Origin of the sequence: Chryseobacterium sp. NRRL B-14798 (assembly GCF_050470705.1) — a bacterium.
In the GTDB taxonomy this organism is placed as follows: Bacteria; Bacteroidota; Bacteroidia; order Flavobacteriales; family Weeksellaceae; genus Chryseobacterium; species Chryseobacterium cupriresistens.
The window spans coordinates 2,983,707-2,996,635 of sequence record NZ_JBFLUL010000005.1 but is presented as its reverse complement, the minus strand read 5'-3'; the positions used below and the strand labels follow the sequence as shown (position 1 = coordinate 2,996,635).

General features: G+C 36.7%; 13 protein-coding genes. 3 read left to right on the top strand and 10 right to left on the bottom strand.

Annotated features, from left to right (window positions below):
* Window positions 1–621: 621 nt before the first annotated feature.
* The 7 genes from AB1278_RS13935 to AB1278_RS13905 form a co-directional block, all read right to left on the bottom strand.
* Window positions 622–1,980 carry a M20/M25/M40 family metallo-hydrolase gene (locus tag AB1278_RS13935; protein ID WP_429815069.1) on the bottom strand — a complete coding sequence of 453 codons (1,359 nt, stop codon included), beginning with the start codon at window positions 1,978–1,980 and terminating at the stop codon, window positions 622–624.
* 3 nt (window positions 1,981–1,983) lie between these two features.
* Window positions 1,984–3,342, bottom strand: a complete 1,359-nt coding sequence (locus tag AB1278_RS13930) for a M20/M25/M40 family metallo-hydrolase (protein WP_429815066.1) — start codon at window positions 3,340–3,342, stop codon at window positions 1,984–1,986.
* 2 nt (window positions 3,343–3,344) lie between these two features.
* Window positions 3,345–4,748 carry a M28 family peptidase gene (locus AB1278_RS13925; RefSeq protein ID WP_429815063.1) on the bottom strand — a complete coding sequence of 468 codons (1,404 nt, stop codon included), beginning with the start codon at window positions 4,746–4,748 and terminating at the stop codon, window positions 3,345–3,347.
* 54 nt (window positions 4,749–4,802) lie between these two features.
* On the bottom strand, window positions 4,803–6,047 hold the full coding sequence (locus AB1278_RS13920) for a DUF1015 domain-containing protein (RefSeq protein WP_137903953.1): 1,245 nt from the start codon (window positions 6,045–6,047) through the stop codon (window positions 4,803–4,805).
* Window positions 6,048–6,049: 2 nt separating this feature from the next.
* Window positions 6,050–7,015 carry a D-2-hydroxyacid dehydrogenase gene (locus tag AB1278_RS13915; protein WP_429815059.1) on the bottom strand — a complete coding sequence of 322 codons (966 nt, stop codon included), beginning with the start codon at window positions 7,013–7,015 and terminating at the stop codon, window positions 6,050–6,052.
* A 123-nt stretch (window positions 7,016–7,138) separates the two neighbouring features.
* Window positions 7,139–8,203 (bottom strand): 3-phosphoserine/phosphohydroxythreonine transaminase, encoded by a 1,065-nt coding sequence (serC, locus tag AB1278_RS13910; RefSeq protein ID WP_110008633.1) that lies wholly within the window; start codon window positions 8,201–8,203, stop codon window positions 7,139–7,141.
* A gap of 106 nt (window positions 8,204–8,309) precedes the next feature.
* Window positions 8,310–8,660: a 4Fe-4S binding protein gene (locus tag AB1278_RS13905; RefSeq protein WP_002980006.1), complete on the bottom strand. Its 351-nt coding sequence runs from the start codon at window positions 8,658–8,660 to the stop codon at window positions 8,310–8,312.
* Between the two features lie 59 nt (window positions 8,661–8,719).
* Between AB1278_RS13905 and AB1278_RS13900 the strand changes: the two genes are divergently transcribed.
* The 3 genes from AB1278_RS13900 to AB1278_RS13890 are packed head-to-tail and all read left to right on the top strand — an operon-like array spanning window position 8,720 to window position 10,963.
* Window positions 8,720–9,754, top strand: a complete 1,035-nt coding sequence (locus tag AB1278_RS13900; protein WP_429815055.1) for an acyl-CoA reductase — start codon at window positions 8,720–8,722, stop codon at window positions 9,752–9,754.
* 47 nt (window positions 9,755–9,801) lie between these two features.
* Window positions 9,802–10,236 (top strand): peptidylprolyl isomerase, encoded by a 435-nt coding sequence (locus AB1278_RS13895; protein ID WP_429815052.1) that lies wholly within the window; start codon window positions 9,802–9,804, stop codon window positions 10,234–10,236.
* 37 nt (window positions 10,237–10,273) lie between these two features.
* Window positions 10,274–10,963 carry a Bax inhibitor-1/YccA family protein gene (locus tag AB1278_RS13890; protein ID WP_110008636.1) on the top strand — a complete coding sequence of 230 codons (690 nt, stop codon included), beginning with the start codon at window positions 10,274–10,276 and terminating at the stop codon, window positions 10,961–10,963.
* 507 nt (window positions 10,964–11,470) lie between these two features.
* Here the strand turns inward: AB1278_RS13890 and AB1278_RS13885 are convergent.
* The 3 genes from AB1278_RS13885 to AB1278_RS13875 all read right to left on the bottom strand — a co-directional run bounded on the left by AB1278_RS13885 (window position 11,471) and on the right by AB1278_RS13875 (window position 12,787).
* The gene (locus AB1278_RS13885) at window positions 11,471–11,719 is read right to left on the bottom strand and encodes a DUF6952 family protein (RefSeq protein ID WP_002980002.1); all 249 of its coding nucleotides are present in this window, start codon (window positions 11,717–11,719) and stop codon (window positions 11,471–11,473) included.
* Window positions 11,719–12,027, bottom strand: a complete 309-nt coding sequence (locus AB1278_RS13880) for a thioredoxin family protein (RefSeq protein WP_062670320.1) — start codon at window positions 12,025–12,027, stop codon at window positions 11,719–11,721. The genes AB1278_RS13885 and AB1278_RS13880 overlap by 1 nt, the downstream gene beginning before the upstream one ends.
* A 127-nt stretch (window positions 12,028–12,154) precedes the next feature.
* The gene (locus AB1278_RS13875) at window positions 12,155–12,787 is read right to left on the bottom strand and encodes a peroxiredoxin (protein ID WP_002980000.1); all 633 of its coding nucleotides are present in this window, start codon (window positions 12,785–12,787) and stop codon (window positions 12,155–12,157) included.
* Window positions 12,788–12,929: the final 142 nt, after the last annotated feature.

Genomic DNA, 12,929 nt, shown 5'->3' with positions numbered 1-12,929 from the left:
AAACATAGAAAAATTTTCTGTTTTTTAAAGCTAATAATAATGAACAAAGAAAATATTACGGAGGAGAAGTGTTTTTATGTATTTAAAATTACTAGGCTATTCGACATCCTCATAATATAAACTATTCAATTCTTGTTATTTCTGAAAGCATTAGTGACATTTGTGTTAATTGAATAAACCACGAATAACACCAATATTTTTCACGAATAACACCAATTAAACAGTTCAACAGAATCAATAGGAATGGGCTTTAGCCCGTTTTATATTTTATGAATATCTTTCGATGGCTTTAGCCGAAACTTATAAGAGTCCCACAGATTTCACAGATTGACACGGATGCCTGCGTATATTTTTTTACAAATATAATTGGATAGTTAAAAAAAATATTCATCAAAAGTATCAATCATTCTTGGCGATCTGTGAAATCTACAGTTAAAGACATTTTCACAATTATTATAAGTTTCGGCTAAAGCCAATGGATAATACCTTTTTAAGTATACGGGCTAAAGCCCGTTCCTATTGAATTAAAGCGTAGTATCATAATATTTTACGTTTTTCTGTTGTTGTATGGTCTACTATGATATTTAAAAAGAAAACCGTCCTTACAGACGGTTTCATATTTTACCAGTTTTTATCAATCATATAAATAATCTGAGTCAAAGCAGTGGATCCCAATAAAAGCTCTCTTCGGTTCACCTTTTCAAAAGTATCTTCTTCTGTGTGGTGAATATCGAAATATCGCTGCGAATCCGGCATCAGCTCAGCGGCGGGAATTCCCATGTCGTGAAGCGGATAAAGGTCTGTTCCTGAAAACCGCTCTTCAAAATTATAAACTCCGTAAGGAAGGAATAAATTCGACCAGCTTTTAATCTGATTTCTTTTCGCATCGTCCATATCCAGAGCAATGCCTCTTGGGGCAAAGCCTCCGGCATCTGTTTCAATAGCAAAAAGATGTTTTTCGTTTTTCTCTTTTACCGTTTTACCATACTGGATTCCACCTTTTACTCCGTTTTCTTCATTGGCGAAACAAACAACCCTGATGGTGTGGTTATTTTGAATACCCAGCTTTTTAAAGGTTCTTAAAACCTCAATGCTTTGTACAATTCCGGCTCCGTCATCGTGGGCTCCTTCACCTACATCCCAGGAATCAAGGTGTCCACCGACAACAATAACACTCTGGTCTTTTTTACCTGTGATTTCCCCAATAACAGAGTGGGAGAGCTTTTCTCCTTTCATTCCGCAGTTGGAGTTAAGTTTTGCATTAACTTTCTGGCTTTTCAGTAAAGCTTCCAGTTCATCTGCAGTCGTGCTTCCGATGGCTACCGCAGGGATTTTGGAAACTTTGTCTTCATAACGCATTGCTCCGGTGTGAGGCACATCATCAAAAGCAGAGGACAGTGATCTTACGATGGCAAATTTGCCTCCTTTTTTAGCGGTTAAAGAAGCGGCAGTTGTTCTGTATTTTGCAGCATCACCATAGGCTTTGAAAGTCTCTATAAATGACTGGCTGAAAGGGTAGTTGAAGAACACGATTTTATCTTTCACTTTTTCAGCAGGAAGTCTGTCATATTCTTCCATAGATTTTACCATGATGATTTCTCCCGAAACATCTTTTCCTCCTGTTCCTTCGGAATTTCCAAGGGAAAGCATTTTAAGGGTTTTCCATTTTCCGTTGGAAGTCTGGATGTTCAGAGATTCTTTTCCTCTTACCCAAACCGGGATCATCACTTCCTGAAGCCATACTTTATCAGCTCCGGCATCACGAAGTTTCTGTTCTGCCCATTTTACAGACTTTTCATAGGCTTCGGATCCGCTTAAGCGGTGGCCTATATTTTTTGTAAGCTCTCTAAGCTCTGTATATCCTTTTCCGTTGTTCAGGATTTCTGTAGAGATTTTTCTGAACTGTACAGAATCTTCTTTAGACTGGCCAAATGCAGCCATTCCAAAAAGTAATAATGAAGTTCCTAATATCTTTTTCATTGTTTACCAATTTTTGTCAATCATATAAATAAGTTGTGTCATCACCGTAGAGCCCAATAATAATTCTCTGCGGTTGATTTTTTCAAAAGTGTCTTCTTCGGTATGGTGAATATCAAAATAGCGTTGCGGATCCGGTACCAGTTCAGCTGTTGGAACTCCCATTTCGTGAAGCGGGGCAATATCCGACCCTGAATATTTTCCTTCAAAGTTGTAAACGCCATAAGGCAAGAAGAGATGTACCCAGCTTTTGATCTGGTTTCTTTGGGGTTCATCCATTTCGAGGGAAATTCCACGTGGTGAAAAACCTCCCGCATCCGATTCTATGGCAAAAAGATGTTTTTCATTGTTTTCTTTGGCAACTTTACCATACTGTTTCCCACCTTTCGTTCCGTTTTCTTCGTTGGCAAAACAAACGGCGCGGATCGTATGATTATTCTGAATTCCTAATTTTTTAAAGGTTCTTAAGACCTCAATACTTTGAACAATGCCAGCTCCGTCATCATGGGCTCCTTCGCCGACATCCCAGGAATCAAGATGTCCGCCGACAACAATAATATTTTGGTCTTTTTTACCTGTAATTTCTCCGATCACAGAATGGGAAAGTTTTTCTCCTTTCATTCCGCAATTGGAATTAAGCTTTGCGGTGACTTTTTGATTTTTTAATACTGCTTCAAGTTCATCAGCTGATGTATTTCCGATTGTTATAGCTGGTATTTTGGAAATACCTTCGTCATAGCGCATGTTACCTGTGTGCGGAACATCATCGAAAGCAGAGGAAAGAGACCTGACGATGGCAAATTTCCCTCCTTTTTTAGCCGTTAATGAAGCGGCAGTTCTTCTGTAGGGGTTTGCATCACGATAAGAAATGAATGTCTGTACATTTTCCTGACTAAAAGGATAGTTGAAAAACACAATTTTATCTTTCACTTTTTCAGCAGGTAGTCTGTCATATTCTTCCAGTGATTTTACCATGATGATTTCTCCGGAAAGATCTTTACCTCCGGTTCCTTCAGAATTTCCAAGGGAAAGCATTTTTACACTTTTCCATTTTCCATTAGAAGTTTTAATCTGTAATGATTCTTTTCCTCTTACCCAAACCGGAATCATCACTTCCTGAAGCCATACTTTGTCAGCTCCGGCATCACGAAGTTTCTGTGCCGCCCACTGAACTGATTTTTCATACGCTTCTGACCCGCTGAGACGGTTTCCTATAGTTTTGGTAAGTTCTCTCAGTTCATTGTATCCTTTTCCGTTGTTCAGAATTTCTGTGGAGATTTTTCTGAACTGGACAGAATCTTCTTTAGACTGACCAAATGCGGCCATTCCAAAAAGAAGTAATAAAGTTCCTGTTATCTTTTTCATTGTTACCAGTTTTTATCAACCATAAAAATCATCTGTGTTATGGCGACAGCTCCAAGAAGAAGCTCTCTTTTATTTACTTTGTCAAAAGTATCCTGTTCGGAGTGGTGATAATCAAAATATCTCTGTGTGTCTACCACAAGCTCTGCCAAAGGAATATCCAGTTTTTTCAAAGGAGAAATATCCTGAATGGCTTCTGTCTGGTCAAAATCATAGACTCCATAAGGCAGAAAATATTCTTTCCATGGATACACCAGTCTTCTTCTCTGCGGGGACATATCTAATGAAAACCCACGGGGAGAATATCCTCCGGCATCAGTTCCTAAGGCAAATACGTGTTTTTCGTCTTTCTTTTTTACATATGCTGCATACATCTCACGACCTTGCCCTCCGTTTTCACTGTTGGCATACAAAACTACACGGATGGTGTGGTTATTTTCATATCCAAGTGCTTTGAGCGTTCTTAACACTTCGATGCACTGCACAACGCCAGTTCCATCATCTACTGCACCTTCACCAATATCCCACGAATCCAGCTGAGCACCTAAAACAATTACTTTAGAATCTTTTTTACCTCCAATTTCAGCAATGATATTGGGATTTGTAGTGTCACCTTTTGATTCGGCGGTCATATTGATTTTAGCTGTGACTTTTTGTTTCTTTAAGGTTTTCTCCAATTCGTCTGCAGATCTTACACCAATTGATAAAGCTGGAATTTTAACTTTATCATCTGGTTCGTAGTAAATCATTTTAGCATGAGGAGTATCGTCACTAGCAGTCGTCAGTGACCTTATAATTAATGCTTTTGCACCTGTTTTAGCAATCACAGAAGCGGAAATTAGTTTTGATTTTGCGGCCTGTAAATAGGAATCACTTGTATTAATAATTTTCGGGTCCATAGGAACATTCACAAAAACTATTTTATCTTTTAACTGACCTATTGACATGGCATTCAGCTCTGATGTGGAATTGATTAAAACGATTTCGCCCACCAGATCTTTTCCTCCAGTTCCTTCAGAGTTTCCGAAAGAAAGCATTCTGATGTTTTTCCAATCTCCATTTCCGGATTTGATCTGTAAAGATTCTTTTCCTCTGATCCAGACCGGTGCTTTAGCTTCCTGTCTCCAGATCATATTAATACCAATTTCCTTGAATTTTTTTTCAGCCCATTCTACGGCTTTTGTATAACCGGGAGTGCCGCTGAAGCGGGGACCGATTCTTTTCGTAAGTTCCCCGAGATTATCATAAGCGGTACCGTTGGTCATAATTTCATCTGAAATTTTTCTGAACTCATCGTGATAATTAAATCTGGCAACAGTACCTTTTTTTGCCGGGCCTTTTTGTGGTTTTTTTTGAGAAAATAAAAATCCACTCAAAAAGAGTGGAAGTATAATGAATATTTTTTTCATTTATTATTTACTTATCTTTTCCATTGATAAAAGTAGGAAAAAAATAGTAATTTATTAAGGTTTCATGTCGTACATTAACAAGGCTGTAATTAATTTTGGCTCAATAAATGTACATTTTGGAGGCATGCTTAATTTCAGGTCTGAAATTTTAATCATATCATTAAAACTTACAGGATAAATTCCAAAGCCAACTTTACCTTCACCATTGTCTACTTTTTCTTTCAAAAGATTGATTCCGTTGATGTTGGAAGTTCCTTTTACATAAGAAATAAGTTCAGAGCTGTCCGGATCTTCAATTTTAAGGATATTTTTGAAAATATATTTGTCTAAAAGGTGGTGATCCAGGTTATCCAGAGACATTTCTTTGGAACGGAGATCGTGCTTTACGTGAAGAGAGTAAAACTTCCCATCCATATACATTGAGATATGGAATTTCTGAGAAGGGTAGTACGATGTTTCTCCTTTTTCGTGAATCAGGAAATATTTTTCAAGTTCCTTCAGGAAATCTTCCGGAGAAATACCATTCAGATCGTGTAAGATTCTGTTGTAGTCGTGAATCTTTATTGACTGGTTGGAAACAATGAAACTATACACAAAGTTGTAAAGCTCTGTACCGTTATGTTTTTTGTTTTTCTCCTTATGGTATTTGGCATTCATTGCTGTGGAACCAATTCTGTGGTGCCCATCGGCAATGTAGAACGAATCTATCTGATCAATCACTTCTTTAAACTGCTGAAGTTTCAGACGATTGTCTATTCTCCAGATTTTATGTCTGATACCCATAGAATCCACATGGTTGAAGATAGGAACATTTTTTTCTTCATGGTTCATCAGCAATTCAATTTTTGAATTGGCAGGGTAGGTAAGAAGTACAGGTTCTGCCTGCAGATTTACTTTTTCAAGGTAGTGAGCCAGTTTCTCCTTTTTCTGCGGGATGGTACTTTCATGTCTTTTTATTTTTCCATTCCAGAAATCTTCGATACTTGCCAATCCCAGAAGTCCTCTGAACATCTGTTTGTTGGGATAGATCTGCTCATAAAGATAGTAGGATGAATTATCCTGGACCAATTTCTTTTCTTCCAGAAGTTCTTCAAAGGTAGAACGGATCTTTCGCAGGTTCCGGTCAATATCTTTAGATTTACTTACAACATAGGGTTTAATCATATTGATGTAAGTATTTTCAACTTGAGCTTTCTCCGCAATCTCTTCCTGGGTGAAATTATCCAGTGGATGGGTAGGGAAAGTACTCTCAAAGTCTCTATGAGGTCTTATTCCACGGAAAGGTTTAAAAACAGGCATATTTATCTTATAGTTTCTTTTTGTAGCTTAATAATTTGTTCTGCAAGTTCGACACCGATTTTCTCTTGCGCATCCACTGTATTGCCTCCTACATGAGGGGAAAGTGATAATGCGGGATTCATCAGTAAAGGCAGTTCCGGATTGGGTTCGTTTTCAAAAACGTCCAGTGCTGCTCCGGCTACTTTTCCCGACTCGATAAAATCGATAAGTGCCACTTCATTGATGACACCACCTCTTGCAGTATTTACAATATAGACTCCATCTTTCATTTTTTCAAACTGAGGGGTGTCTATAATATACTCATTCGTTTTCGGCGTATTGATACTGATAAAGACTGCATCTTTAAGGAATGCATCTATATCATTGGTGGAAGTGATTTCAAAGTTCACAGACTGTCCGTTGAAGAAGTTCAGCGTAAGAACTTCTGTTTTCGGGCTTCTGGTCAGAACAGTTACTTTCATTCCTAAAGCGATTCCTATTTTTACAACTTCCTGGCCAATACTTCCAAAGCCGATTACTCCTAATGTTTTTCCTGAAAGTTCATACGCATTACTGAAAGACTTTTTCATGGCGTTGAAATGAGTTTCTCCTTCCAGAGGCATCAGTCTGTTGGATTCGTGAAGGAATCTTGCCAGTGAAATAAAGTGGCCAAAAACCAGTTCTGCCACTGATTTTGAGGATGCTGTGGGAGTATTGATTACTTTAATACCTTTACTTCTGGCATATTCCACATCAATATTATCCATTCCGATACCGCCTCTTCCAATGATTTTAAGGCCGGGGCACGCATCAATCAGATCCTGTCTCACTTTCGTTGCACTTCTTACCAGAAGAACATCCACATTATTATCGTTGATAAAATTAATAACGTGATCCTGAGCCACTCTATTGTCCAGAATTTCAATTCCGGCTTCTTTTAAAGTGTGTTCTCCTGCTTTTGAAATTCCGTCGTTTGCTAAAACTTTCATGAATTATTTGATTTAAAGATTGAAAGAATTGCCATTTCAACATTTTAAAACTGGGGCGCAAATTAATAAATTTTAATGAACTGCCTTTAATTCTTTCAATCTTTGAATTTTTTACTATTTAATTTATTTGAAAGACTTCATTACATCTACCAAAACCTGTACGCTTTCAATAGGCAGAGCGTTGTATAAACTTGCTCTGTAACCGCCAAGACTTCTGTGTCCGTTTAAGCCGCTGATCCCTGCTGCTTTCCATGCATTGTCAAATTCTTCTTTCTTGCTTTCATCTGTAATTTTGAAAGAAACATTCATTAGCGAACGGTCTTCTTTTACGCAGAAAGTTTCAAATAACGGGTTGCTGTCGATTTCATCATATAAAAGCTTAGCTTTAGCTTCATTTCTTTGTTCTGCAGCAGCGATTCCTCCGTTTCTTTCAAGATACTGAAGGGTAAGCAAAGAGGCATATACAGGAAATACTGGTGGCGTATTGTACATGGATTCCTTAGCAATGTGCTGGGAATAATCCAGAATAGAGAACATATTTTCTCTTCCTGTTTTACCAAGAATTTCTTTTTTAATAACCACTAAAGTAACGCCTGCAGGTCCCATATTCTTTTGAGCACCGGCATAGATCAGGTCAAATTTTGAAAAATCCAGCTGTCTTGAGAAAATATCAGAACTCATATCACATACCATCAGCGTATCCACTTCAGGGAAAGATTTCATTTGAGTTCCGTAGATGGTATTGTTGGAAGTACAGTGAAAATAATCGTATTCTGAACCAACAGTATAATCTTTAGGAATAAAAGAATAATTTTCTTCTTTTGAAGAACCTACCACATCTACCGTTCCTACTTTTTTAGCTTCTTTGATGGCTCCTGCTGCCCATGTTCCTGTATCCAGGTAAGCGGCTTTTCCACCTACTTTCATCAGGTTGTAAGGAACCATTGCAAACTGCAGGCTGGCTCCGCCTCCTAAATAAAGTACCTCATAATCATCACCAAGATTCATCAATCTTTTTACAATGGCACGCGCTTCGTCCATTACCGCAACGAAATCCTTGCTTCTGTGAGAAATTTCAAGAAGAGACAATCCGATGCCGTTAAAGTCAAGGATAGCCTGTGCTGATTTTTCAAATACCTCCTGTGGTAAAATACATGGTCCTGCGCTGAAGTTGTGCTTTTTGTTCATATTTTTATTTTTTGGGTGCTTTGGGATTTCAATATCCTTCAGCTTTATTTTGATTTATTGGATTTTGGGTCAAAAAAACCGCCTCACGGAAATGAGACGGAATTTTTTATTCGCCGTGTAAGAATGCTTTTTTATTAAGAAGAGCTTCTTCAGATTCTACATGATCTTCGTCTGGCACACAGCAGTCTACCGGACATACAGCTGCACACTGAGGTTCTTCGTGGAATCCTTTACATTCTGTACATTTATCTGTTACAATGAAATAGACATCATCACTTACAGGTTCCTGTGGTGCATTAGCATCTACAGTAAGTCCGGACGGCAGAGTAATTGTACCTTGAAGAGCCGTACCGTCAGAAGCTTTCCAATCTACAGCTCCTTCATATATTGCATTGTTTGGGCATTCAGGTTCACAAGCCCCACAGTTAATGCATTCATCAGTTATTTTAATAGCCATCGCTAATTTTTTTTAAATTTGCACAAAATTACAAAATTTTACCCAATTTTACAGTAATTATGAATACCGAAAATCAAGTTTTAGGACTTATTAAATTAAGTGATTATATAAAAGCGTTTTTAGCGAAGAAACCAGAAGATCACAATGAAGATGATTCTGATATTGAATTATTGTTGAAAAGGTCAGAAATAGAGAATCCGTGGTTTACTATTGATAATCAGAAATTTGCTTTACAGCAATGGACAGATCTTCTGACTGAAGAAAACATCAAAAACTGGCTTGGAAATTATTCAATCTCTAAAATTTCAAAAAGAGTTGGACTTATTTTAGCAGGAAATATTCCTTTAGTAGGGTTTCATGATGTAATTTCTGTAATTCTGGCCAACCATATTCCTGTCATTAAGCTGTCTTCAAAAGATAAGTATATGATTCCGTTTTTATTGAAGAAATGGAATGAGTTTTCCAATGAAAATGTAGCTTTTGAGTTTGTTGAAAAATTAGAAAATTTTGATGCCGTTATTGCAACAGGAAGTAATAATACAGCGAGATATCTGGAATATTATTTTAAAAATCACTTAAATATTATCCGTAAGAACAGAACTTCTGTGGCGGTGTTGAAGGGAGATGAAACGGATGAAGAACTGCAGTTTTTAGCAAAAGATATTTTCCAGTATTTCGGATTGGGGTGCAGAAATGTAACGAGAATTTTTATTCCGCAGGATTTTGTGATTGACAGGCTGTTTGAGAACTTCTTAGGATTCCAGGATATTATCAATCATAACAAATATGCCAACAATTATGATTATAACAGAGCGGTTTATCTTTTAAATCAGGATAAATTCTGGGATAATAATTTTGTGATGCTGAAAGAGGATGATAAGCTGTTCAGTCCGCTTTCTGTAATTAATTTCAGCAGATATGAATCGCTGAATGATGTGAAAAGCTTTATTGCAGAAAATGAAGAAAATATTCAGTGCGTTGTGGCAAAAGAAGAGTTGGAAATGAATGCGATTCCGTTTGGAGAAGCACAAAATCCGGGTCTGGATACCTATGCAGATAATGTAGATACAATGAAATTTTTAGAACTGGTCTGATTTTCGTATCTTCCATCACTTATTTCACCAGAACAAAAATGAATACTATGAAAAAATTATTGATGGGACTGGCTCTTGTGGGCGCACAGTTGATTTTTGCACAGAAAGTAACGGGTGCAAAAGTTGAAAACAGTCCTAAAAAAGAGCAGCAGGCCAGTATAAGCAAGGAGAAGGTTAATTTGTATAATGATAACTTTCTTAAGTTTGTTGAGGCCTTACAGGCTTCTGACCGTAAGACTATTGATGGCTTGCTTTCTGAGAAAGTAAAGGAAATTGTGACGGATGACGTTCTTAAGAAGGTCAAAGACGGTATTGATCCCAATAAAAAGCTTGAAATTTTAAAAGCTGGATATTATAAAACAATGGATGGTACCAATCATCCAAGTATTAAATATAAATACGCAGGAGAATCTTCCAAAGAAGCGATTACAGCGGTATTTGAAGATGATGGTAAGATTCTGGGGGTTTTGCCTGCGAAATAGATGAAATTTATTTTCGATTAACAAAAAAATATTAACTATGATGACAGATGTTTTAGTCGCCCATTCTTCGGACGTGGAGAAGGCGAATTTTTACAAGAAGACATATTTGCATGTTGCTTTATCGATTCTTGCATTTATTGGAGTGGAAACGATATTATTAAAAACGGTTCCGGTAGAATTGATTGCGATGATGTTTGGTCAGAGATATATCTGGCTATTGATTATCGGGGTTTTCTGGCTGGCTTCTGTTTTGGCTTCTAAATGGTCACTTTCACAGAGCAAATCTACCCAATATTTAGGATTAGGATTTTACATCTTGCTGGAAGCGATTATTTTCATGCCGCTGCTTTTTATTGCCACTAATATTGAAGGTGGAGCGAATGTTATTTTTCAGGCTGCAACGTTAACTGTTGCTATGTTTGCAGGTATTTCTGCAGTAGCATTCACTTCTAAAAGAGATTTTTCTTTCTTAAGAAATATCATTGTAATCGGTGGATTTATTTCCATCGGACTGATTGTAGGAGGAATGATCTTTGGTTTTAACCTTGGACTGTGGTTCTCGGTAGGAATGGTAATTTTAGCTTCAGCTACTATTCTATATCAGACAAGCAAATTAAAGGATTCATTTGGAACCAACCAATATGTAGGAGCAGCATTGCAGCTTTTTGCTTCGATTATGCTTTTATTCTGGTATATTCTGAGTATTCTGATGAGCAGAAGAAACTAACTGATAAGTTGTCTTAGCTTTAAAATATAGTCCCGGTGATTTTTCATCGGGATTTCTTTTTTTATGTAAACACAAATGTCACAAATGTTTTCACGAATAAACACAATTTACTAATATCAATAGGAACGGGCTTTAGCCCGTTTTACTTTAAATAAATCTTTTCCAACGGCTTCAGCCGAAACTTATAATAATATTTAAATATATTTTTGCCCACAGATTCCACAGATTAACACGGATGCTTGCGTATCTTTATTTGTGCTATTTGTGTTGTAAACCAAAAACCCAAAAAATCCTGATGAAAATATCACCGGGATTTTAATTGGTTATTCTTTACAATTTTTCATACAACTTCCAGCTTCATGTGACCGGTTAAAGTCCTTTGAAGTACATTTTAAGTTGAAATAAAAAGATTCTTAAAGAATAGAAAAAGTATAGTAATGAGGAAAACCTCAGGTATTGTGTAGTTTGTGTTTTTACATTCTTTTGGTTAAAAATAACCGAAAGATGTTACTTGTCAATTGATCCTAAAACCTTCTGAGCAAAAGAGTTTAATGCATCTTTCTCGCTCATTCCGTTTTGTACGTTGGCGTGAACTTCCAGCGCTCCGCAGATGTTGGTAATCAATTCTCCTGCAACATTCAGATCTTCTTCACTTGTTCCTCTGAACTCGCAGAAACTTTCCAGTACTTCTAATGTTTTTTCAAGGTTTTCAGGAGTCTGATTCTGATAAAACTGTCTGATTACGGGTAATTTCATTATGCTAATTCATTAAAAAGGTTAATTAAACTTTCTGCCTGGTTAGATTGAACCTGGTTCACCAGTTCTCCGTTTTTAAAGATGGCGAAAGTAGGTAAGTTGTCTACTTTTGCTAATTTTCTGCTTTCAGGAAGCTTTTCTGCATCTACATATAAAAATGGAATAGAATCATTTTCAGATGCTAATTTTTTGAATTTCGGCTTCATGATTCTGCAGTTTCCGCACCATGTTGCGCCATATTGAACCACTACTTTTTCGTTTTCGTTCACTATATTCTGTAATGTATCTTCGGTTAATTCTGTGTACATAAGTTTATTTTTTTTAAAAATAAACAATGTAACAATCTAAAAAATTGACCAATCTAACAATTCAAGAAATGACTTTTCAAATTGTTATACTGTTAGATTGTTACATTGTTATATTTAAATTAAGATATTAATTTTTTGCTAAGTATTCTGCAGTAGAAGTTCTGTCAGCTTTCATTGCTTCTTTTCCTTCTTCCCAGTTTGCAGGACATACTTCACCATGTTTCTGTACGTGAGTGTAAGCGTCGATTAATCTTAAGAATTCTTTTACGTTTCTTCCCAAAGGCATATCGTTTACCGCTTCGTGGAAAATTTTTCCGGTTTCGTCGATAAGGTAAGTTGCTCTGTAAGTTACGTTAGAACCTGTGAAAACTTCGTTTCCATCTTCATCATATTCAAAATCCTGATCAACAATTCCCAAAGTGTTAGCCAATTGTCTGTGAGTATCAGCCAAAAGTGGGTAAGTTACTCCTTCAATTCCTCCGTTATCTTTTGGAGTGTTCAACCAAGCGAAGTGTACTTCGTTGGTATCACAAGATGCACCGATTACTTTAGTGTTTCTTTTTTCGAACTCACCTAAAGCCTCCTGGAAAGCGTGAAGCTCAGTAGGGCATACAAAAGTGAAATCTTTAGGGTACCAGAATAAAAGAACTTTTTGCTGGTTGTTTACTGCTTCATCAAGGATGTTGATTCTTAAATCGTCACCCATCTCAGACATTGCGTCAATTGTTAAGTTTGGGAATTTTTTTCCTACTAAAGACATAATTTTTCTGTTTTATATTTAAATTTCTTATGCAAATATATAAAAGATTCATCTATCGAACAAACTTAAATCGATAAATAAAATCTATAATTGTTTTTGGCATGTTGTTAAATAAAAAAGCCCTGTTTAACAGGACTTTTTG